The following is a 23,722-nucleotide window of genomic DNA, read 5'->3' on the forward strand; positions in this document are numbered from 1 at the left end:
GCAACGGTACGCCAATTCAGTTGTAAGTTACATTATGAAAAAACCACTAGTCGGACTACTGCTGCTTGCAGTACATCAAGCCGGTCATTGCGCTGCGGAAAACCAGGATGCGCTGGAATTGAATGTCGAGGATTTGCTCAGCGTCGAAGTGACTTCGGTATCCAAAAAGGCGCAGGCCTTGAACGACTCGGCAGCCGCAGTGTTCGTCATCACCCACGAAGACATCAAACGCTCGGGCGTGACCAGCATTCCGGAGGCTCTGCGCATGGCGCCGGGGATGGACGTTTCCCGCATCGATTCCAATAAATGGGCGGTCAGCGCCCGCGGTTTCAACGGTCGTTTTGCCAATAAATTGCTGGTTTTGATCGACGGCCGCAACACCTATACCCGATCGTTTTCCGGCGTGTACTGGGAAAACCAGGACGTGATGTTGGAAGACGTGGAGCGGATCGAAGTTATCCGCGGACCGGGAGCCACGCTTTGGGGCGCAAACGCGGTAAACGGCGTCATCAACATCATCACCAAGCATTCCAGCAAAACCCAGGGCGGCCTGCTGGTGGCCGGCGGCGGTACTGAGGAGCGCGGGTTCGGTGGCTTCCGTTACGGCGGTCGGTTGAACGAAGACACCACCGCCCGAGCATACGTCAAAGGTTTCCAGCGCGACGCCTACAGCCGCGCCAATGGCGACCCGGCCGGCGACGCCTGGGATAAAGCGCAGGGCGGGTTCAGACTGGATTCGCGGCTGTCCATGCAAGACGAATTGACCGTGCAGGGCGATGCTTACCATAGTTCCATCAACCAGAGTTTATCGATTCCACAACTCGCCGCGCCTTACCAAAGTGCATTCGGCGAACAGGTCGACGCCTACGGCGGCAATTTGTTGAGCCGCTGGCAACATACCATTTCGACCCGTTCGGATTATTCGTTGCAACTCTATTACGACTACTATCGGCGTAACGAGGCCTGGTTCAGCGAAGGGCGCGATACTTTGGATTTGGATTTCCAGCACCGTTTCGGTTTGTTCGACAGTCATGAGTTGATTTGGGGTTTTGGTTACCAATATACCCACGACCACACCGAAACCGGCCGTTTGCTGCGTTTGAGTCCGGCGAGCCGCAACGACCAACTGTTCAGCGCATTCGTCCAGGACGAAATCGAGTTGGTCGACCAGGCCTTGTGGTTGACTTTGGGCTCTAAGTTCGAACATAACGATTACAGCGGTTTCGAAGGTCAGCCGACCGCGCGCTTGATGTGGGCGCCGCATCCGCAGCATCGATTTTGGGGAGCGGTATCGCGCGCCGTCAGAACGCCGTCCCGTGCCGAGCAGAACATGTCGCTACTCCAAGCTGTCCGGCCGCCGGAGGGCTTTTTTCCGGCGACGGCGATCTATCTGAACGGTGACCGCAGCTATCGGGCTGAAGACGTGATTGCGTATGAATTGGGCTACCGGACCACATTCATCAAATCGCTGTCCGTCGATTTCACGGCGTTTTATAACGATTACGATAATTTGCGTAATGCTACGCAAGGTGCGGGAACCTTCGACCCATCGTCCGGCGTGGTGGTGGTGCCGTTGACGCTGAACAATAATTTTCAAGCCAAGACCTACGGCTTCGAGGTCGCGGCAGTCTGGCAGATGCTGGATTGGTGGCGTTGGGATGCAAACTACGGCTTGCTGAAGTCCGATTTCGCCCCAACCACAAATACTGCGGTCGCCGCAGCCAGTCCGCAACATCGCATCAGTCTGCGCAGCGCATTGAGCGTGCGCAAAGATGTGGACTTCGATTTGTGGTTTCGCTACGTCGATACCAATGCGTCCGTTGGCGTCTACGGCGTGCAGCAAATCAACGATTACGTGACGATGGATGTGCGTTTGGCCTGGCGGCCGGCCGCCAGTCTGGAGCTGTCTTTGGTCGGGCAGAATTTGCTCAGCGAGAGCCATTTGGAATTCAGACAGGAAAACCAGACCTTGCCGACCTTTATCGATCGCGGCATGTACGGCAAAGTGGCCTGGAGTTTTTAAGCCGCGATGCTTTCTAATTTTCGAACTAAATTTGCAATCGGATAGCGGCTTGCTACTACGGAGTCATGTGGTAAACGTTTTTAGAGCTGGTACTTTTGCGGCATTTGCGGCGGCGGCAAGCGTTTGCGCGGCGGCGCCGGCCGCGCTGGAGCAATACACGGTGTTGGCCGCGCTGACCCTGAATTTCGCCCGGTTTACCCAATGGCCGGAGGGCGCTAAAACGGATGCCAACGTTCTGAACGTGTGTCTGGTGGGCGATAACGTATTGTTGCAGTCATTCGATTCGATCGACGGCAAGAACGTCGGCGACCGTGCGATCAAGATCGTCAATTCCGAGCGCTTGCGTAATTTGAATCAATGCCAGATTTTGTTCATCGGTGAGTTGCCGAATAATGTTTTGTTGCAGGTATTTTTAGATACGAAGAACCATCCGGTTTTGACGATGGGAGAAGATGAGGGATTTGTGGAAAACGGCGGTATGGTGGCAATGGTGAATGTAGACGGCAAAATTCAGCTGCACGTCAATCTGGCGGCGGTCAAGGCTTCGGGGCTGAATATCAGTTCCAACCTGTTGCGGCTGGCAAAGATCGTCGGAGACCGTTAGGAGACAGCTATGCCCTTTGTCAGATGGTTTAATAACGCGCCGATCAAAATCAAATTGGTGTCGATGATGACTTTGATCGCCATGTTGACGCTGTGCTTGGCGACAACGGCAATCATCATCAACGAGTATTTTGCAAAAAAGAAAGAAACCGAACAGCAGTTGGTGCTGGTGGCGAATATCATCGCTTCGAATATTTCCGCCGCGCTGGTGTTCGGCGATATGGTTTCGGCCAACACGATGCTGGAGAGTATGCGGACTCGGGACAGCATATTGAACGCCGAGCTCTACGACAAACAAGGCGAATTGTTTGCCGACTACCATTCCGCCAAATCCTCTGTCAGTCACTGGGAATCCGTGCAGGCCCTGGCGCTTTTGAAGCAGGCCGAAACCCCGGATCCCAACCGCAGTTTGCTGGGTAACTTGGGAAGTGCGCTCGCGCATTGGTACGACAGACTGTTTCCGTACGCCGACGGCGCTGCCACAGACAAGGACGTATTTCAATACGATGCGGCAAACAACTTGCATTTCGTGCGGCGGATCGAGCTGGACGGCGACACCGTCGGTATATTGCATTTGGTCGACGACCAGAGCGGTTTCTATGCGATCCTGAAAACCTTTTATCTGATTCTCGGCATTATCGTGCTGTTCACGATGCTGTGCATCAGCGCGTTGACCTCCAAAATGCAGCACATATTTTTGGCGCCGCTGCTGAAGTTGATGGAGGCGATGCAGTCGGTCGGCCACGAAAAAAGCTTTTCCCACCGCATCAGCAAAACCAGTTCCGACGAATTTGGCGATTTGGCCGAGGTCTACAACACCATGCTTGCCGAAATCCAGTTCCGCGACGATCAGCTGGCGATGCACCGGGATTCGCTCGAGCAACAGGTACTGGAACGTACCCGGCAATTGGCGGAAACGAATAAAGAACTGAACATCAGCATAGCCGACGCCCTGGCCGCGAAGGAGCAGGCCGAACAAGCCAGCAAAGCCAAGTCGCAGTTTTTGGCGACGATGAGCCACGAGATCAGAACGCCGATGAACGGCGTGTTGGGCATGACCGAACTGCTGATGGCATCCGGCTTGAACGAGCGGCAAAAACGCTTTGCGGAAACCGCATACCGTTCCGCCAACTCCTTGCTCAGCATCATCAACAACATTCTGGATTTTTCCAAAATCGAAGCCGGCAAACTGCAATTGATCCTGCAAGAGTTCGACTTGCGGCCGATGTTGGAAGAAACCTTGGAATTGTTGGCCGACCAGGCACATCGCAAGGGCGTGGAATTGATTTTGAACATGCCCCACGATCTGAATTACATCGTCCAGGGCGATGCCGAGCGCTTGCGTCAGGTGCTGGTCAATCTGCTCAGTAATGCGATCAAATTTACCGAACGCGGCGACGTGCAACTCAAAATCAGTCGTATCGACGGCAGCGCAGCCACCGACAAGGTCAGTTTGCTGTTCGAAGTGATCGATACCGGCATCGGCGTGCCGCAAGATCGGCAAAACGAGATCTTCGACAGCTTTACCCAATCGGACGGCAGTATCACTCGCCGTTACGGCGGTACCGGTCTGGGCTTGACCATATCCAAGCAATTGGTGGAGTTGATGGCCGGCGAACTGCATCTGGAAAGCCAAGTCGGTGTCGGCTCGCGGTTTTACTTCAATCTGGAATTCGGCTTGGGCATCCAGGTGGCAATCCCGATGGCCGATACGGCCGATTTGCAAGGCGTGGATATTCTGGTGGTCGACGACAACGCGACCAACCGCGATATTCTGACCACCCAGTTGGCATTGTGGGGCGCCAATCCCACCAGTGTCGATAGCGGACCGCGAGCCTTGAAAATGCTGCTGGAAGCCGCCGCCGTGCAGCAGCCGTTTCAACTGGCCTTGTTGGATTGGCATTTGCCGATCATGGACGGTTTATCGCTGGCAAAAGCGATTCAAACCGACCGGCGGATTCCCAAGCCCGCCATCATCATGCTCAGTTCGGAGAACGTCAGCTTCCAACCCGAACGCAGCCACGAATACGGCATTAGCTTTTTCCTGAATAAACCGGTGTTTCAGCAACGCTTGTTGAACTGCCTGCGCGAGACTTTGGCGCGCGACAAGGTCGCCGAGCCGCAGCTGTCGCAATCCGGTAAACCGGTTTCGCCAGCCCGGTTGCGCGGGAGAATACTGGTCGCCGAAGACAATCTGGTCAACCAGGAAGTGGTGAAAAGCTTTTTGGAGAATATGGGCTGTAGCGCCGACGTAGTCAAAAACGGCGAAGAGGCGGTAAAGGCTGCGGTTAGCCGGTCTTACGATTTGATTTTGATGGATTGCCACATGCCGGTCATGGACGGCTTTACCGCGACCCGCAACTTGCGCGAGCAGGAAACTGCGGCGGGTAAGGGCCGGGTGCCGGTTATAGCCTTGACCGCCGACGTGCAGAAAGGTATTCAGGATCAGTGCCACGCGGCCGGGATGGACGGCTATCTGAGCAAGCCTTTCAGCAAAGACCAGTTGCGCGCCTTGTTGGCGACCTGGTTGCCGGGCAGCGGAGCCGGTGCGGTTACCACGGCGTCGGTGCCGGCCGCGCTGCCGCAACCGACTGTGCCGGGCCCGATTTATCAAGCCGATACCGCTGAGCTGCGCGAAGTTGTCGATGCGCAAGGCGTCAGTCTGTTCGATAAAGCGGTCGCGTTATATCTGCAAACGGCGGCGGAGAATGCCGAAAAGCTGCGCGAGGCGGTTGCCGCCAATGATCCGCTGGCAGCCGGCAACATTGCACATGCGCTCAAATCGGCCAGCGCCAATCTGGGCGCGCGGGAATTTGCCAAAACCTGTCTGGCTTTGGAGACCGCCGGTCGCCAGGGTTCAATCGATGAAGTTAAAGCCTTGATCGCCACATTCGAGCAGCAATTGCCGGAGGTTTTGGTCGAGCTGCGCCATTTGGCCGATGCGAGCCCAGCCGGATCGGCGGTGACAGCCAAACAGGCTTGCGCTGCGTCTGCCGGCGAGGCGGTGCGCCTGTTACTGGTCGATGACGATCCTAATTTCCGCCTGATCACCGGTGAACAATTGAAGTCGGCCGGTTTTCAGGTCGAGGAAGCTTGCAGCGGCGAACAGGCGCTGGAAATGTTGCAGAGCGACATTCCGGATCTGGTGATTCTCGACGCGATCATGGGCGGGCTGGACGGTTTCGAAACCTGCGCCAGGATGACGGCCTTACCCGAAATGATCGATGTACCGGTCATCATGTCGACCGGCCTGGACGATATCGAGTCGATCAATCGCGCCTTTAAGGTCGGCGCCGCCGATTTCATTATCAAACCGCTGAATCACGTGGTGCTGATTCATCACATCAAATTTTTGCTGCGTTCCTATCGGGACACTGCCGAGTTGCGCAATAGCAAGCAACAATTGTCGGCGGCGCAGCGCATAGCCGGCCTGGGCTATTGGACCTGGGACGCCAAGCTGGATAGATTCGAAATATCGCCGTATTTGGCTGAGCTATGCCGGACGAATCCGGAATATTTCGAGGGCGAATTGGCCAAATATCTGGATTTGATCGATGCCGCCGACCGATCCAAAGTTGAGGAGGTGATCAAGGCCGCAGCGGAGGGCAAACCGGCCCCATACACCGAATACCGGCTGCTGAGCGAAAGCGACGAGCCGATAACGGTGCGCCAGGATACGGCGCTGATCAACAGCGGGGCGCAAAGTTACGTTACCGGGACGGTTCAGGATATTTCCAAACAGAAGGAATCGGAAAAAATCATCCACCAGTTGGCTTATTTCGACGAACTCACCGGTTTGGCCAGCCGGGTGCATTACCATTCGCGGATGCAGCAAACTATCAAGGCGGCCTCCCGTGCACAGCAGGAGTTCGCCTTCCTGTTTTTGGATTTGGATGAGTTTAAATACGTCAACGACAGTTTTGGTCACAACGTCGGCGACCAGTTTCTGAAAGCCATCGCCCAGCGGATCCAAAGCGTGGTGCGGGAGGAAGATTTTGCTGCGCGCTTGGGCGGCGACGAGTTTTGCATCATCGTCAATACCATCACCGACGAGTTCCAGGCCATGGATATCGCCGAACGGTGCTTGCAGGAAATCAACCGGCCATTGATCCTGAGCGGCCATCATTTGAAGCCGCGGGTCAGTATCGGCATCGCCATTTACCCGAAAGACGGCGACAACGAGCACGACTTGATGAAAGCCGCCGATACCGCGATGTATTCGGCCAAAACCGCCGGCAAACAGCGCTACGCCTATTACCGGCCGGAAATGACCGGTCTGGCGATCAAACGCTTACAAGACGAGCAAATGCTGCGCGACGCGTTGGATCAAGGCCAGTTCGAGTTGTTTTACCAGCCCCAGGTCGGCATGCTCGACGGCCGGATGATCGGTATCGAAGCTTTGGCCCGCTGGCGCCATCCGCAGCGGGGCATTATCGGGCCCAGCGAATTTATCCCGCTGGCGGAAACTTTGGGTCTGATCGGCAAGATCGACGAATGGGCGCTGCGTAGCGCCTGTATGCAGTTATCCGAATGGCGCGAGCAGGGATTGCCGCTGATGACGATGGCAGTCAACGTGTCGGCCAGCCATTTCCGCGATCCGCTGTTCATTTCCTCGCTACGGGATATTCTGCAGCAAACCGCCATTCCCGCCGAATACTTGCAATTGGAAGTGACCGAAAGCGCGATGCAGGACGCAGCCGATATCGATGTATTCCACAAGGTCAAAGAACTTGGGGTAAAAATCGCCATCGACGATTTCGGTACCGGTTATTCGTCTTTGGTCTCGTTAAAACAAATGCCGGTGGACTGTTTGAAGATTGACCGTATCTTCGTCCAAGACGTATTGATTAATCCACAAACGCCGATCTTATTGGGAACCATCATCGGCATGGCGCACGCGATGCATTTTTGCCTGATTGCCGAAGGGGTGGAAACCATCGATCAGGCCATGGTGATGACCGGCCTGGGCTGTCAGATCGTGCAAGGATTCTTGTTTAGCACGCCGCAACCGGCTATTGCGATGCCCGCCTTGTTCCGGAAAGATTTTCGTTTGGAGTTCGTCGACGCCAAACCCAGTCCGTTTATCCCGCCCGACAATTGAATATGCAGCGACTCGATTTACCTGATGCACTTGCCGACATTAAGCAACTGCCGGCCCTGCCGCACGATGTCCATCACCTGATTCAAGCCTTGTCTGACGACGGTCTGGACTACTCCGGCTTGGCGAAAGTGTTGCAGAATCACCCGACGATTTGTTCCCGCCTGATCGCCTTGGCCAATTCGGCCTGGCTGAACAACAACGGCGAAGCGGTCACCTCGATAGAGCGAACCTGTTTCAAATTGGGTTTGAACATCGTACGTGGTGTCAGTATCGGTTTGGCGGTAATGAAGCCATTCAACGTCAATCAGTGCCGCAGTTTCGATATCCGGCGTTACTGGGTCAGCAGTATGCTGGCGGCGCAAGCGGCGACCGATCTGGCTTGGGCGTTACCGGACGCGGCAGTCGACGAATCGTTTGTGCAAACCGTGCACACCGCCGGCATCTTGCATAACCTGGGTTTGTTATGTCTGGCCGATACCATGGCGGAACAGACCCAAGAAGCCTTACGCTTGAAGCGAGCCAATCCGCAATTGCATTTAAACCAGGCCTTGCGCCAGACCGTTGGCACCGATTACTGCGAAATCGGCGCCCATCTGGCGCGCTATTGGGGAATCCCGGAAGCCTTGTGTACGATCATCGAACATCACCGTCATCCCGGTTACCGCGGCGACTATTGGCAGCAAACCTTGGTAGTCGGAGCTGCCACGCGTTTGGTCAGCGCCTTGTTCAAGGATGCAGAAATGCCGAAGTTGGAGATGCTGGAGATATTGGCTATCGCGGAAAACACGGAACAACGCTGCTTTGCCCAACTGCAAACCGAGTTTGTCAAGACCAAAGAGCTGGCCAAGGTGTTGTTCGGTTAAAGGCGGCGCGGCTGCGTCCAAGCCAACGCCCGGCTCAAAAGAAAAACGGCCGCGGATAAGCCGGAAACGGGTTGCCTTTGCGGTCGAAAATCTCCGCGCTGCACCATGGCTTGCCTTTGCCGATGTCCACCGACACCGCCATAAACGCTTCGTCGCCGATAAAGCCTTCGCCTTCGTAACGGTATTCGATGCGGTCGCGACTGCGGCGGTTGCCGTCGGTCCATTGCATGAACTCCAAGGTGCGGCCGCCGTAAAAATCGCTGGCGCTTTCGTGCGGGTAGGGCCAGTAAAACGGCGACGATACCAGCGAGGTCGTTAAAAACGCAGGGTCCTGGTAACAGCGCATCCGGGCGAAGCTGGAGTTATGCACGTCGCCGGACAGGAACACCACGTCGTTGATGCCTTCTACGCGGATGAATTCCAGAATCATGCTGCGCTCGTCGTTAAAGCCGGCCCATTTATCGTCGCCGCCCTTGTTGGGTTTCGGGTCCGGAAAAAACGGCACGCTGGAAACGACGAATTTGACCGGCGCGTTGCGGTTCTGGTACAGCCAGTCGAAAAAGGCATTCAGTTGCTCGCGGCCGAGCAGGGTTTTACCGCCCACCGCATTGGCATCGTTGATGCGCAAGGTGCGGGTGTCCATTACGAAGAACGCAAACGGCCCTTTCGCGAAGCTGTACCAGAACTGGCCGTTCGGTGTATCCGGATTATGCAGGTGCTGGTAGGAGGCGTAAGCCCGCATCCGCATCGCATAAAACCCGCTATCGGCCTCGCTGCGCATCTGGTCCTTGGACCAGTCGTTGCGAATCTCGTGGTCGTCCAGAATCATGTAAGTCGGCACGCTACGCATCAAATTGGCAATATGCGGCAATTGAAACGACTTGCGGTAAATCTCGCACAAGGCGTCGAAGTTTTTGTATTCGTACAGCTTGTTCAACGGATCAGCATAGACTTGGTCGCCCACCGCCAGAAAGAAATCCAGCGGCCGCCGCTGATGCAGGTTGGCGATCGAACGAAAAGTCTTGTCGCCTTTCTCGGCATCGTTTTGAAACAGATTGTCCCAATACAGATAACGACAGGAGCCGAACACGAACTCCAGCCGGGTGTCGTTACTGCCGCGATCGGTCTTGAAAGTTGCTACCGCTCTCTTCGCGCCGGTGACGACCGGGCCGGGAACCGGCGTCCCGGTCGGCGGCGCATCGGCATCGCGCTTGTATACCATGCCGCATTCCACCCGGTAAGTTGTATTGGGCCTGAGCTGGTTGAATTGGGCGACGCCGGTGAAATCGTAATAATCCTTCAAGAAACAAAACTGCGACGCGACCAGTTTGTTGCCGTCGTATAAATCGAACGCGCCGTAACAAAACTCCCGGCTGTTATGGTTGGGTCCTTTCGCGCCGCGTATCCAGATCTTGGCGGAGGTGTCGGTGGTATGGCCGATGATGGGGCCTAGGGTGATGGTCATGGTGGCACCTTGCTATTTTTTGGTGTAAGGGCGTATTTGCCACTATCAGGTAGACATCCAAGATTTGAATTACGCTGATGGTTTTCATGAAAAATAACTTAATCAAGGAGTTATTTTATGAAGCTCAAAGTCATTGGTTGGGAAAAACACAATCAGGTTTTTCACTATTTGGGTTCCAGCATTCGTCATCCCAAAATTTAAAGCGGCTTGCCATGTCGCTGTGTGTTTGTGGGTTGGCATGTTCTACATCTGATCCAGCACTATATACTTTCAAAGAAATCTGATCACGAAGAGAATAATGAGTGTTATGCAAGCTAGGCAGCAAATTATCATAGCGACCGACAGTTCGTTGTTTAGGCGACAACGGCTTATCTAAAAAGTTATCGATCCAGACCAATAACGAACCACGAGCGGGAATATCAAACGCCATTTTCTCACTTTCCTCAGCTCGAGGATGTAACTGGAAATGATAGATATGGCGGTTATGATCCCTGGATAGCCACGGAAAAATTTTCGTTTCATAATCGTGTACAGTTGCTGCGCCAGCAACATAAACCAGTTTTGAAATAGGAAGGTCTTCACCAAAGTTGCGAATCAATTCGTTTGCCACAATCGTTCCCATGCTATGGCCAACTAAAACTATTTCTCTTTCCTTATCGTTTTCTTCGCGTAGTTTGTCAGCAAGCTTTTTTAAAAATAGACTAAGACCGCCATGCTTCGGGATGTCGAGTAATTTTTGTTTCGATGCGGCAGTGTTTGTAAGCTCCGATTTAGTTAGTTCCTCCTCGCTGTTAAAAAGCATGTCTATATGTCTCAGCATTAAATCCCAGGACATTCCTCCAAATGTATCGATGATTGGGGTTGTCAATATTTTTCCAGGGAAGGAAATTATATATCTACCGAAGTTAGTGACTAGTTCGGCTGCTTGGCGTTCATCTTCACCTATATATATGTCGAATGATTTTGAGTTTTCTTCTTTCTTAATGATTTTGTTTCTGGTATTGTTTCCAATTGTTTTCTTGAATTTAAGTCTTAATAAATCAGGTGCTTCAGAGAATGATAGATTGCTCAGGCAATCTTCTTGATCCCAGAGTTGATTGTCTTTGTTTCTGTAAGGATATTGGTATTTTTTACACAAAGTCTCTTTCGCAATTGTTGCGGGATAATCTTGCGGGTCTTTTAGAGCAGGAGCGGTTTGAGCGTCGTTGTATATCAAGCTTCCAATTACATTTGGCCATCGTAGAGCACTTTTTGTCAAGTCGGATGCAAAAATAAAAGGAGCGGTAACGTAACCCCAAATGCCTGCACTCTTTCCTTGACGGATGGAGAATAGTCCGTCGGAATAGCTGTTGATGAGAGATGATCGCCAATTTACAAAAATAGGATAATATTTGTTATCTTCAAGAATCATTTTGTTTCTGGATTTGCAAGCAACCTTATCGTTTTTTGAATCATCGCATATTTCTCCGTTTCTCGGGTCTTCTTCAAGTCTAGCCAAACTGTCCATTTGGGTGTTTAATCCACCATGAATAAAAATCAGGATTTTTTTTCTAGATTCTTGCTTAAAAATGTTATCGATTATTATGTCAGTATAGGCGTCAAACTGTTCATAACTTAGATTTCGGTATTTCCCCAAATCAGCATGCCAGCTCTCCGGCGAATTTGCCAGCGAATCGGTATTTATTAATGGGATATTTCCATTCGGATTCAGAGGTTTTCCATCTTCGTCGAACATCAAGACGTGCTCGTTTGGCACTTTGAGCTTTTTTGGAGCTAAGCTACACCCTCCTAGGTTTATTGCCAATATTAATGTCAGAATAAGGCTTTTATTTGTCATTTTTTCAATAGCCATTTGAATATAAACTTTAAGGGTTGCATATTCTGTATTTAACCAGCCGTAAACGTTATTTTTGATATTTGAATTTATTGATAGATATTATTTTCATATAATCTACTTGCTGCTTTTGGTTGTTTCTGTTGTTGTTTTTGTGGTTGAGCCGTTTTTTTGTTTTAACTTCTCAATGGTTTTGGTCTCAACAATTTTTGTTTTTTCAACAATATTCATTGCCTGATCAGAAGCGGGTATTTTCACTTTTTCAACTACGGGTTGAGAGCTATCTCTGGGTAAAGAAATAGGGACGATAATCTTCATCGAGTTTTCTGAATCAGAGTTATCAAGGATATAGTTGTTAGAGCAATTTCTCTCTGGTTTGCCATATTCTTTATAACAAGCGGTCGTCTCTAGGTATAGCTTGTCTTTAATTGGGGTTTCAATATACGCCGACACGTGATAAGGCACTGACTCCAAGCGTTGTGTGTTTGTATAAGGATTCATAAAGATTGGGATATAAAATGTGCGCTCTTCTACGTGTTGTCGAGGTGAAATTATGAAATGGAAGTCGGCATCGCGCTTGCATTTACTCCATAGAAGAATTTCTGAATCTTTAGCACATGTATCATTTTCGCTTTTTGTTTCAATTATCCCTCTTAGAATTGGGTGTTTACGCTGCTCAACATCTGCTTGACGTAATCGTTCCGCATAATCAAGATTAGCTGCGATTTCCGTCCATGTTCCGGTAAGTCCAAATTGGGATTGGTTCATTGAGGCGTAATAACTATCTGCTATATCGCCTTCGTGCTCTGGTTCGAGACGGACTACTTGAGAATTATCCAAAGGCTGAATACATTTCTCATCTTTACATAGTCTAAATTTAATATCTGCATGATAATCTTTTGTATAATTCCTAAAGCCGTTGTATAAATCAGCCCAGCGCCATATATATTCCCAATAATTTTGGCGTTCAGGTTCAATCCAAAGAGTAAAGCCAATCTTATATAATTGTTTTTGATTGTCTTTGTATAGAAAGCTTAAGTCTTTCATGCGTTGTTTGTGAGCAGCGAAAGCTTCTAACGTGCTGATTTTATCCATTAGAAGGCCGTTCGGTTTGTCATTACTAGTGATTATCGAAACTTCATTTGCTTTCGGCAAAATCTCCTCATTATTCCCTGATGTGCTTATCGGCGACGTTGCATTTGGTGAGGCGGATACAGAGCCTTTAACGGCCTGAGCGTATTCAATTTTTGACACACGATTCGTCTTTAACGGGTCCAAATCTTCTATATCGGTGTCTTTTGTCTTGACACTCATCCGTGTCTGCATATAACTGGCATATTCATCCAGACTTTTCTTGGAGAGTTCCGCTGGTAATATTGTTGGCGTACCCAAACCGAATGTTCCAGTGCTAGGAGTACACCCTGTTAATCCTTGAAATAAAGTCAAACTAATTGTCCAAGTGATTAGGCGGTTCATTGATACTCTCCCAGTTTATATTTTGAAGTGGCAGTGAGTAGGATTTAATATTTCGGTTTTTAACAATTCTCAACCAAAGAAATTACTTAATCCAATCGTTTTTCGTGCCAGTACAAACGTACTGGGTAGAATCCTTACCTTCTGGAGTTACAATCGCTTAATCGGGTACGCCAAGAGGGTGATGGATGAATATTTTGCTGATCGACGACCACTTCTGCGCTCGCGAAGGCGTGGCGTGTTTGTTGAAACAGATCTACCCGGATGTGCAGGTATTCGAGGCGGAGAGCTTTGCCGCCGGCTTGGTCATTGCCCGCGAGCAAGCCTTGAATTTGGTTTTACTGGATTTGCAGTTACCGGATCGCGTGGGTCTGGAGGGTTTGGCCGAACTAAAACAAGAATTTCCGGATTTGTGCGTCGTGATGTTTTCCGGGGTGGAGGACAGGGAAATAGTGTTTCAGGCTTTGAAGTTCGGGGCGATGGGTTTTGTCGTGAAAACCGTTTCGCGGCAAGCTTTTGTCGAGGCCTTACGCGACGTGTTGTCCGGCAAGGTGTATTTGCCGGCGACGATTGCCGGTAAAGCTTCTTTACAGGTTAGCAATGCCGAGGCGGAAGCCGGTATTCGGCGGGTCAGCAACCCAGCCAACTTGGGCTTGACGCCGCGCGAGTTCGAGATTCTGCGTTGGATTGCCTGCGGATATACCAATAAGTCCATCGCCAATAAATTGCATATTCAGGAACAGACCGTGAGAAATCATCTGCGGCCGATTTTCCAGAAGTTCGGCGTGTCGCGGCGCACCGAGTTGCTAGTGAAGTTATTCGAGCAGGGGATTGTGTTTGGTTTGCCGGAGGCGGCACCTTGAGGATTGCATGGACATTGTTTTGTCCCTCCACAATGGTAAAATATTTAATCTAAAGTAATTATTTGTTCCTGTCATGCAGCTCACAGCATCCCAACTTCAATCGAAACACAAAGCTCTGATCGATGCCCTTAAACGCGGGGAGTGTGTCGAGATTACGTATCATGGCCAAGTAGTTGGCGTCGTTCATCCTGCCGTGCCCACTGTTAACTCGGAGGAGCAAGAAGCGGCAATGAATGAGTTTTTTGGCATGCATCGTGATGCCAGTATTGTGACCGTGGAAGATGAATTGCGTAATATCCGTAGAGGTCGCCGGAGTCGGCTGAGTGATCTTTGATACCAATATTTTGATCTATGCCGACCGTGGCGTCGTCTCAGCCAAACAGTTGATTCTTGATACTCAGCAACGGTCCATTTCCGCAGTCACCTACATGGAGTATGTGCCGTTTTGTCGGAACAAAAAGGAATTGGCGATCTTCGAAAATATGCTGCAAGTCCTACAATTCAACATTCATGAAGTCGATCATGGGATTTCGTATCACGCCAGACAACTGGTTCGCCAATTTGCGCTGAGTCACAGTATGGAAATGGGCGACGCCTTGATTGCTGCTACCGCTATGGCGCGCAAGGAGCTGTTATGCACCAGCAACGTCAAACACTTTTCCCAGATCAACGGTCTGATGCTTGATCATTACCAACCCGATTAAACCGGATTAATATCTCGTTACTGTAGTTGGCGAATTATTTTTTTCTCGCTCCATCGCCTTAACCATCATCCCCATCAACACGTCCGACCTTGCCGGTTTGCGTAGCAGACAGGTGTTGGCCGGCCACTTGGCTTTCTCCTGATCGCTGATTCCGGCGGCGGATAGCACCAGAATCGGTACCGGGCCGCAGTCGGCGTGGACGGCGGCGACGATGTCGTGGGCGGTTTCGTTGTGGTTCAGGTAAAAATCGGTAATCAATAAATCCGGAACCAAAAGATTGTCGGCCAATGCCAGCCGGGTTTCGGCCAGCGACGTGGCGGTTTGCACGTCGCAGCCCCAAGCCCGGAGTTGGCAGCTCAGCGCTGCCAGCATTTCGGCGTCGTCGTCCACCGCTAAAATATAACGGCCGGCCAAGTCCCCGGTTTGCGTCGGCGAATTGCCTGAGGCTTCAGCCGAGTGGGAGATTGGTAGGTCGATGCGAAAGTCGCTACCGTGTTGGGGGCGGGAGCACAATTCCAGCCGATGTTCGGGTAGATGTTGAATGGCGGTGGCGACATAGGCCAGGCCGATGCCTAAACCGGGAACCGTCTGGTCTGACGTGCGGCGCCGGCCGCGGACGAATTCCTTGAAAATCTCGCCTTGCACCTCAGCGGCGATGCCGGGCCCGCTGTCGCGGACGTGCAGCTTCAACCGGTCAGGGCCGATTTTGACCGCTGACACGACGATCCAGCCGCTTTGGGTGTATTTGATGGCGTTATCCAGCAGGTTGCCGATGATTTGGCTCAAAATGCTGGGATCGCTGTAGACATTGAACGGCGGGCTTTGCCGCAGATGCACGATCAATTTCAGATCGCGCTTGGCGGCTTGCGGGGCGAATTGGTTTTCCAGCCCAGCCAGCAGCAGGTTGATGTCGACATGAGTCAACAATGGCCGCTGAGTGCCGTTTTCCAGGTTGCCGATGTCCAGGATGTGGTTGATGGCCCGGCTGAGTTCGTCGATGGCAAAGCCCATGCGACCGGCGATTGCTTGCAAATGCTGGCCGGCCGGTTCGGCGCAGGCCGTTTCCAGGACCGATGCGTAACAGTTCAAGGCCTGCAACGGTTGCCGCAGGTTGTGGCTGAGCTGGCGCAGGAAGCAGCTTTTGCGTTCGGCGATGATTTCGACTTTGCGTTTTTCCCGAAACGAATTGCGGGCGTAAGCTTCCAGTTGGCAGCGGGTGCAGACGCCGAACAGGTTGACGATAAATAGGTTTAATATCGACGGAATCAAATCGACGATGCTCAAACCCAGCCAGTAGCCGGCCAGCGGCATCGCCAACGTCGTGCTCCAGCCAAAACCTATCGTCGCCCGCAACGACATGAACATCTGGCCGTAACTGAAAAAATACATCGGCAGCAGCGCCGGCCAGGTTTCCTGGTAGTAGCGCGGGTTGTCCTCGATCAACAGCACGGCGATCAGCTGGGTTGCAGACAAACCGGCGCTCAGTTTTGCGACGCCGTTGATTTTGTCTGCTGCGTTTGGACAGTGTTGCAAATAGTGGAACAGGCCGAATAGCAGCAGCACGATCGGCAGGCGCATACAGGCGTTGGCTGTCGATGCGGTTCCAGTGTGCAGATCGAGCAGGATATAGGCTAGAAAAGCGCAAGCGCCCAGGGCCAGCGCCCATTTCAGCGGGGACAACAGTACTTGGTAACGTTCGCGCCAAAATTCCTGTTCGGTGTCGGCATCGAATTGCGGAATGGCAAATAGCCGGCGGGGTGTAAGCGCGGCGTACAATTCTTTGAGATTAAAGGAAATAGAGGCCGGTGCGGCCGGCGGCCGGAGAAAGGATTTTACTGAGAAATGTGCGACGAACGGCCTGGAACTGAGCATGTTACCGATCCCTTGTGCGGTGCAGACAGCGGCTGTTGGCGGAGGCTCGAAAGCGCTGGCGGCGTGGCTTTGTTGTTATGGCTCGGTCGGCATTCTCCCGGCTAATCCAGAATTAGGCAAGGTAATTTCTAACGGTCCAAACGGTTCTATTTATCAGACGGTTTGCCGCCAACGCTGATAAGCCAAACGCAAGACCAGGGCGCTTTGCATAGCGGCATAGAGCAGGGCAGCCAACGCGGAATCTGCGCAGAGCGGAAAAAATAACGCCGACAGGCCACTCATGCCCAGGGCGCTGAACAGGCCGGGCAGCACACCGTATAGCAACACCGCTGCCAGCAAACTTAAATTAAATGCCCGTTGCGGGTTTTTGCCGTAGCAGAGGTAAACGTAAATCGCGCAGTCGCGCAAGATCAGCAATAGTGCTGCCAACGGGTAGCTGTGCAAGGATAACTCGAACCAGGCGATATGGGCTCGATTGGCGCTGAGGTATAGCGCAAACGGCAAGGCCAGCGCGAAGCTCAGCCAGCTTAGCGGGAACTCTTCCATTACCCGGCGCCAGTTGCGTTGCCGGTAATACTCCAGCAAGCGCTTGATCTGCATCGGTTGCTGGGGTTCGGCGACAACGCTTAGGTACGTCAAGCCGCCGCAAACGCCGAATCCGGCCATCGCCAAGCCAAAATTGCCGGACGGTATTAGTCCGCCCAGATAAACCACCAAAAATACGATGAAGCCGAGCCAGGCCGTTGGCGGCTTGCGTAGTCCTAGGGCTTGCGCCAGCAGACGGTAATTGGCGACCATGCACCAGAACACGGCGCAGAACAGGCTGAATTGGTGGAAATCCTGTTGTGCAAATTGCCAGCCGTGCCACGGTTGCCAGCGAAATCCGGCGGAACCCAGACCGGAGATTTCCGATAAGTCGCCGAGTTGCGGTGCGACCACGGCAAAGCCGATCAGCGCCGGCAGCAGAATCGAGCCGGTCTTGGTTTGGCCGCGCCCAACCGCTAATAGCCCCAATAACAACGCCGCACTTTGCACCAACAAGCCGCCGACGATGGCATAAAAGTAAAAGCGGGGCAGGTCGGTACTCTGGCCGGCCGACAAGGTGTACACCAACAGGCAAAAACCGGCGCAGTACCAGACCATGCTGGTGCTGCCCAACAATTTGCCCCAGGCCATTTGCCAAGGGCCCAACGCCGATAAGCGTTGCGTGTCCCAGGTGCGGTCGCGGTATTCGTCGACGATGCTGTCCAGGCTTTGGCGAGCGCCCCACAGCAGCGTAATCAGCCAGAACAGGCCCAGCGCGGCGGCGCTGCTGATCGAGCCGAAGCGGTAGTCGTCCAGAAAATAGCAAAACGCGAAAACGGTGCCGAGCACCGCAGTAGCCGAGCTGAGGCGGGCCGGCGGGCATTCCAGCAGCAATTGGCGTTCGAATTCGGGATTGGTGGTCATGGCTGTTTATGCAGGGTTTGCAGATAGGCGTCTTGCAGGTTGACGGCGGCTGGGCCGAATTCGCACACTGGCAGGCCGGCATTGAGCAAGGCTTTCAGCACCTGATGTTGACGGTCGCCGTCGTTTTCCAGATTGACGATCGCCATGCGGTCCTGATCAGTGCGTACCAGCTCCACTTCCTGCAGTTTTTGCAAGGTCTCGGCCAATTGCGGGTATGCGCCAGCTAATACCAGGCGGAACGGTGTGCGTAGCGTCGGCGCGTTGATCACAGCATGCTCGACGATGTGGCCCTGGCGTAGCACCAACATGTCGGTGCTGTACGCCTCGAGTTCGGCCAGGATATGCGACGACACCATCAAGGTCATCCCTTGGCGCTGCAACTGCAGAAACAGCTCGGCCAGTTGATGGCGGGCTTCCGGGTCCAGGCCGGAGGCCGGTTCATCCAACAGTACCACGGCGGGTTTGTGGATGATGGCCTGGGCGATGGCCACTCGCTGCCGCAGACCGCGCGACAATGCGCCGGGGTACTGGTCTAGCCGTTCTTCGATTTGCAGGCCCTTCGCCACATCGGCGATTGCTGCAACGCAATCGGCTGCGGCGATGCCCTGGGCGCGGGCCACGTAGTGCAGACATTGGCGCACAGTCAGGCGTTGGTAAAGCCCGAAAAAGTCGGACAAGTAGCCGATGATGCGGTGGCAAGAGCGCGGTTGTTCCAGTACGTCGACCCCGCCGATTTCAATGCTGCCGCTGACGGGTTGCTCCAACGCCGCCATGCAGCGCAGTAAGGTGGTCTTGCCGGCGCCGTTCGGGCCGACCAGAGCTGTGATGCGGCCTTGCGGGACGCTAAAACTCGCCCGGTCCAACGCGCGCAGCCCGGGATATTCGAAAATCAGATCATCGACTGTAATCATCGGCAAGACCTTGCGGTGGAGTTAAACCGGATAATACCGATAATTTCGGCGAAAAGCTTGGCCGCAAAAGTCCACAGGCCAAAATGATTGTCGGTACAAGATTTGCTTGGAGAAGATATTGAGGACGGCCAAGTACTGGGATTCCATCGGCAACCCAGGGTGGCCGGCCCCTGGCAGGCGCGCCGCCCACATGGGCCGGCGCACCGAAACGGTGTATCATGAGCACCATTTTTAAACAAAAGCAGGAGATATGAATGCACAACGTCACGTTGATCAAAGGTGATGGTATCGGTCCTTCGATTATGGAAGCCGCAGTCGCGGTGATTAACGCCTCCGGTGCGAAAATCCACTGGCACGAAGCCGACGCCGGCATGTCGGCTTACGAGCGGACCGGTACGCCATTGCCCGATGCGACGATGGAATCGATCGCCCAAACCCGGGTGGCGTTCAAGGGGCCGCTGACCACGATGGTTGGCGAGGGCTTCAGAAGTATCAACGTGGAACTGCGCAAGCAATACGACCTTTACGCCAACGTGCGTCCGGCCAAAAGCTGGAACGGCGTGAAAACCCGTTATGACGATGTCGATATCGTCATCGTCCGCGAAAACACCGAAGGTTTGTACGTCGGTCTGGAACACTATTTAACCCCGGCCAAGGATATTGCCGAAAGCTTGGCGGTTGTGACCAAGGCCGGTTCCGAGCGCATCGTCGATTATGCCTTCAAATACGCGATCGACAATGGCCGTAAAAAAGTCACGGTTTGCCATAAGGCCAATATCCTGAAATACACGCAAGGCCTGTTCCTGAAAACCGCTCGCGAAGTCGCCGCCAAATATCCGGATATCGAATTCGACGAAAAAATCGTCGACGCCGCCTGCATGCACATGGTGATGAAACCGGAGCAATTCGACGTGGTCGTTACCACCAACATGTTCGGCGACATTTTGTCGGATTTGACCGCCGGTTTGGTGGGTGGCTTGGGGCTGATTCCCGGCGCCAACATCGGTGAGGACGCGGCCTTGTTCGAAGCGGTGCACGGCAGCGCACCGGACATCGCGGGTAAAAACATCGCCAATCCAACCGCGGTGATGATGGCCGGCGTGATGATGCTGAACCATCTCGGCGAACACGAGGCGGCAGTGCGGATGCAAAATGCCATTGAAAAAGTCGTCAACGACGGCGTTTATGTGACGCCGGATTTGAATCCGGCCAGCCAATACGGCACCAAGGAAATGGGGCAGGCCATTGTCGATGCGATGGAGTGATTAATCTGAGGCGGAGGCGGTTATGAGTGCGCAACCAAGATTCGAGCAAGCCTGGATTTCGATCGAAGATTACTTGGCGGGTGAGCTGGCAAGCGATACCAAGCACCAGTATTTGGATGGTCAGGTCTATGCGATGTCCGGAGCTAGCTTAAACCACGAGCGAATTGCCGGTAATGTGTTTGCCGAATTGCGAAATTACTTGCGGGACAAACCGTGCGAAGCCTTTGGCTCCAACGTCAAGATGAAAACCGATAGACACGTGTTTTATCCGGACGCGATGGTGGTATGCGATCAAAATTATACCAGCGAGTACTATACCGAAGCCCCGGTACTGGTCGTCGAGGTCCTTTCTAAATCCACCCGCCGCCTCGACGAAACCGTCAAACGCCGTGTCTACCAAAGTATTCCCAGCTTGCAGGAATACGTGCTGATCGAACAGGACATCGTCGATGTCGAAGTCTGTCGCCGTAGTGAGGGTTGGGTTTCCAATCACTATTTTCTCGGCGACGACGTGCCTTTCGAATCAGTCGGATTGATTCTCGGCGTCGCCGACATTTATGCCCGCGTCGACAACGAAGACATGCGGACCTTCATCGCCGAGCAAGCGCTGGCTCAAGCTAATGCCGAAGCCAACGCATCCCAAGCCTAATTTTTTACCGGAAATCATCATGCTAGAACAATACCGAAAACACGTCGCCGAACGCGCCGCCGAGGGCATCGTTCCGAAACCGCTGGACGCCGAGCAAGTCGCGGCGCTGGCCGAACTTTTGAAAAATCCGCCTGCCGGAGAAGAAGCCTTTTTGGTCGATTTGCTGGAAAACCGAATTCCGGCCGGCGTCGATGAAGCGGCTTATGTCAAGGCCGGCTTTCTGACTGCAATCGCCAAAGGCGAAGCGTCGTCGCCGCTGATTACGCCGGAAAAAGCCACCGAGTTGCTGGGCACGATGCTGGGCGGATACAACGTCGCACCGCTGATCGACTTGCTTGAACACGCCGCGCTGGCGCCGATTGCCGCCAAATCCTTGTCGCAAATTTTGCTGATTTTCGACGCCTTCCACGATGTCCAGGAAAAAGCGGCAGCCGGCAATGTCTACGCCAAACAGGTACTGCAATCTTGGGCCGACGCCGAATGGTTTACCAGCCGGCCGGAAGTTCCGCAGAAATTGACTGTCACTGTTTTCAAAGTCACCGGCGAAACCAACACCGACGATCTATCACCGGCGCCGGACGCTTGGTCGCGGCCGGATATTCCGTTGCACGCCAAAGCGATGCTGAAAATGCCGCGCGATGGCATCACCAATGCCGAGCAGCAAATTACCGAACTGAAAGCCAAGGGTTTTCCGGTGGCTTATGTCGGCGACGTGGTCGGTACCGGCTCTTCGCGCAAATCGGCCACCAACTCGGTGTTGTGGTTCATGGGCGACGATATTCCCTACATTCCCAATAAACGCGCCGGCGGCGTCTGCATCGGCGGCAAGATTGCGCCGATTTTCTTCAATACCATGGAAGATTCCGGCGCCTTGCCGATCGAATGCGATGTGACCGGCATGGCGATGGGCGACGTGATCGATATTTATCCCTATCAGGGCGTCGTCAAACGCCACGGTGCCGATGACGTGGTGTGCGAATTTAAACTCAAAACCGACGTGATTCTCGACGAAGTCCGCGCCGGCGGCCGGATTCCGTTGATTATCGGCCGCGGTTTGACCGATAAAGCCAGACAGGCTTTGGGCTTGCCGGCTTCAGCGGTATTCCGCCGCTTGGGCGCCGCGGCCGATACCGGCAAAGGCTATACGCTGGCGCAAAAAATTGTCGGCAAGGCGTGCGGCGTGGCCGGTGTGCGGCCGGGCAGTTACTGCGAACCGAAAATGACCACGGTCGGCTCGCAAGACACCACCGGACCGATGACCCGGGATGAATTGAAAGACCTGGCTTGCCTAGGCTTCTCGGCCGATTTAGTGATGCAGTCGTTCTGCCACACCGCCGCTTATCCCAAACCGGTCGACGTGCAAATGCAGCACACCTTGCCAGATTTCATCATGACCCGTGGCGGCGTTAGCTTACGCCCAGGCGACGGCGTGATTCACTCCTGGTTGAACCGCATGCTGTTGCCCGATACCGTCGGCACCGGCGGCGATTCGCACACCCGCTTTCCGATTGGTATTTCCTTCCCGGCCGGCTCTGGTCTGGTGGCGTTTGCCGCCGCAACCGGCGTCATGCCGCTGGATATGCCGGAATCGGTACTGGTGCGTTTCAAAGGCCAAATGCAACCCGGCATAACTTTGCGGGATTTGGTCAATGCCATTCCGTATGCGGCGATTCAACGCGGCTTGCTGACTGTGGCGAAGCAGGGTAAGAAGAACGTGTTTTCTGGGCGGATTTTGGAGATTGAAGGATTGCCGGACTTAAAAGTCGAGCAAGCCTTCGAAATTTCCGACGCCTCGGCCGAGCGTTCGGCCGGCGGTTGCACCATCAAGCTAAACGAAGCGCCGATCCGCGAATACCTCAACTCCAATATCACCTTGCTGAAATGGATGATCGCGGAAGGCTACGGCGACGCCCGGACCATTCAGCGCCGGATCAAAGCGATGCAGGATTGGCTGGATAAGCCGGTATTGATGGAAGCGGATAAAGACGCCGAATATGCGGAAATTATTGAAATTGATTTGAACCAAATCACCGAGCCCTTGTTGGCTTGCCCGAACGATCCGGACGATATCAAGCCGCTGTCGGCAGTGGCCGGCACCAAAATCGACGAGGTGTTTATCGGTTCCTGCATGACCAACATCGGCCATTTCCGCGCCGCCGGCAAGTTGTTGGAAAAAGCCGCCGCCCTGCCGACCCGGTTATGGGTGGCGCCGCCGACCAAAATGGATCAAAACCAATTGGTGGAAGAGGGTTATTACGGCACGTTTGGTAAGGTGGGTGCCCGTACTGAGATGCCGGGCTGTTCGCTGTGCATGGGTAACCAGGCGCGGGTGGCGGACGGGGCGACTGTGGTGTCGACGTCGACGCGAAACTTCCCCAACCGTTTGGGCAACAATACCAACGTGTTTTTATCGTCGGCGGAACTGGCAGCGGTCTGTTCGTTGCTGGGAAAAATTCCGAGCGCGGCAGAGTATATGCAGTATGCAGCGGCAATCGAACAATCCAGCGCCGATACCTACCGCTACCTGAACTTCGACCAGATCGACAGTTACCAGGATAAAGCCAAGCAAGTTGCTTCATAGACTAGCTAAACAACCGGCCTACCTGAGTCGCAGGTAGGTCCGCCTGTTTAGCTGTTGGTCGATTTG

15 protein-coding genes are annotated in these 23,722 nt (G+C 53.4%); 9 read left to right on the forward strand and 6 right to left on the reverse strand.

Translation table 11 applies throughout. The annotated features are described in order from the left end of the window. The first annotated feature begins 34 nt into the window (after window positions 1–34). The 4 genes from C2U68_RS12860 to C2U68_RS12875 all read left to right on the forward strand — a co-directional run bounded on the left by C2U68_RS12860 (window position 35) and on the right by C2U68_RS12875 (window position 8,590). Window positions 35–2,023, forward strand: a complete 1,989-nt coding sequence (locus C2U68_RS12860) for a TonB-dependent receptor plug domain-containing protein (RefSeq protein ID WP_140912882.1) — start codon at window positions 35–37, stop codon at window positions 2,021–2,023. A 67-nt stretch (window positions 2,024–2,090) separates the two neighbouring features. Then, window positions 2,091–2,627 (forward strand): YfiR family protein, encoded by a 537-nt coding sequence (locus C2U68_RS12865; RefSeq protein WP_186289602.1) that lies wholly within the window; start codon window positions 2,091–2,093, stop codon window positions 2,625–2,627. A 9-nt stretch (window positions 2,628–2,636) separates the two neighbouring features. After that, the gene (locus tag C2U68_RS12870) at window positions 2,637–7,727 is read left to right on the forward strand and encodes an EAL domain-containing protein (RefSeq protein WP_140912884.1); all 5,091 of its coding nucleotides are present in this window, start codon (window positions 2,637–2,639) and stop codon (window positions 7,725–7,727) included. 2 nt (window positions 7,728–7,729) lie between these two features. Beyond that, window positions 7,730–8,590, forward strand: a complete 861-nt coding sequence (locus C2U68_RS12875) for an HDOD domain-containing protein (protein ID WP_140912885.1) — start codon at window positions 7,730–7,732, stop codon at window positions 8,588–8,590. 34 nt (window positions 8,591–8,624) lie between these two features. Here the strand turns inward: C2U68_RS12875 and C2U68_RS12880 are convergent, their stop codons facing one another. The 3 genes from C2U68_RS12880 to C2U68_RS12890 form a co-directional block, all read right to left on the reverse strand. Beyond that, on the reverse strand, window positions 8,625–10,055 hold the full coding sequence (locus C2U68_RS12880; protein ID WP_140912886.1) for an alkaline phosphatase D family protein: 1,431 nt from the start codon (window positions 10,053–10,055) through the stop codon (window positions 8,625–8,627). 130 nt (window positions 10,056–10,185) lie between these two features. Continuing rightward, window positions 10,186–11,907: an alpha/beta hydrolase gene (locus C2U68_RS12885; RefSeq protein WP_140912887.1), complete on the reverse strand. Its 1,722-nt coding sequence runs from the start codon at window positions 11,905–11,907 to the stop codon at window positions 10,186–10,188. A 99-nt stretch (window positions 11,908–12,006) separates the two neighbouring features. Next, entirely contained in the window at window positions 12,007–13,365 is a 1,359-nt protein-coding gene (locus C2U68_RS12890) for a hypothetical protein (protein ID WP_140912888.1), read from the reverse strand. A gap of 185 nt (window positions 13,366–13,550) precedes the next feature. Between C2U68_RS12890 and C2U68_RS12895 the strand changes: the two genes are divergently transcribed. Beyond that, window positions 13,551–14,225, forward strand: a complete 675-nt coding sequence (locus tag C2U68_RS12895; protein WP_140912889.1) for a response regulator — start codon at window positions 13,551–13,553, stop codon at window positions 14,223–14,225. Window positions 14,226–14,548: 323 nt separating this feature from the next. Beyond that, window positions 14,549–14,929 carry a type II toxin-antitoxin system VapC family toxin gene (locus C2U68_RS12905; RefSeq protein WP_140912891.1) on the forward strand — a complete coding sequence of 127 codons (381 nt, stop codon included), beginning with the start codon at window positions 14,549–14,551 and terminating at the stop codon, window positions 14,927–14,929. Between the two features lie 6 nt (window positions 14,930–14,935). Here the strand turns inward: C2U68_RS12905 and C2U68_RS12910 are convergent, their stop codons facing one another. The 3 genes from C2U68_RS12910 to C2U68_RS12920 form a co-directional block, all read right to left on the reverse strand. Then, window positions 14,936–16,801 (reverse strand): hybrid sensor histidine kinase/response regulator, encoded by a 1,866-nt coding sequence (locus tag C2U68_RS12910; protein ID WP_140912892.1) that lies wholly within the window; start codon window positions 16,799–16,801, stop codon window positions 14,936–14,938. A 153-nt stretch (window positions 16,802–16,954) separates the two neighbouring features. Further along, a complete protein-coding gene (locus tag C2U68_RS12915; protein ID WP_140912893.1) occupies window positions 16,955–18,250 on the reverse strand; it encodes a hypothetical protein in 1,296 nt (431 codons plus the stop codon). After that, a complete protein-coding gene (locus C2U68_RS12920) occupies window positions 18,247–19,161 on the reverse strand; it encodes an ABC transporter ATP-binding protein (protein WP_140912894.1) in 915 nt (304 codons plus the stop codon). The genes C2U68_RS12915 and C2U68_RS12920 overlap by 4 nt, the downstream gene beginning before the upstream one ends. Window positions 19,162–19,415: 254 nt before the next feature. On the opposite strand from C2U68_RS12920, the gene C2U68_RS12925 reads away from it, so the two are divergent. Genes C2U68_RS12925 through acnB form a run of 3 tightly spaced genes read left to right on the forward strand, consistent with a single transcriptional unit; the run spans window position 19,416 to window position 23,656 of the window. Beyond that, window positions 19,416–20,426 carry an isocitrate/isopropylmalate dehydrogenase family protein gene (locus C2U68_RS12925; RefSeq protein ID WP_140912895.1) on the forward strand — a complete coding sequence of 337 codons (1,011 nt, stop codon included), beginning with the start codon at window positions 19,416–19,418 and terminating at the stop codon, window positions 20,424–20,426. 22 nt (window positions 20,427–20,448) lie between these two features. Continuing rightward, window positions 20,449–21,075: a Uma2 family endonuclease gene (locus C2U68_RS12930; RefSeq protein ID WP_140912896.1), complete on the forward strand. Its 627-nt coding sequence runs from the start codon at window positions 20,449–20,451 to the stop codon at window positions 21,073–21,075. Between the two features lie 19 nt (window positions 21,076–21,094). Then, window positions 21,095–23,656 carry a bifunctional aconitate hydratase 2/2-methylisocitrate dehydratase gene (gene acnB, locus C2U68_RS12935; RefSeq protein ID WP_140912897.1) on the forward strand — a complete coding sequence of 854 codons (2,562 nt, stop codon included), beginning with the start codon at window positions 21,095–21,097 and terminating at the stop codon, window positions 23,654–23,656. Window positions 23,657–23,722: the final 66 nt, after the last annotated feature.

The organism is Methylomonas koyamae (assembly GCF_006483455.1).
GTDB lineage: Bacteria > Pseudomonadota > Gammaproteobacteria > Methylococcales > Methylomonadaceae > Methylomonas > Methylomonas koyamae_B.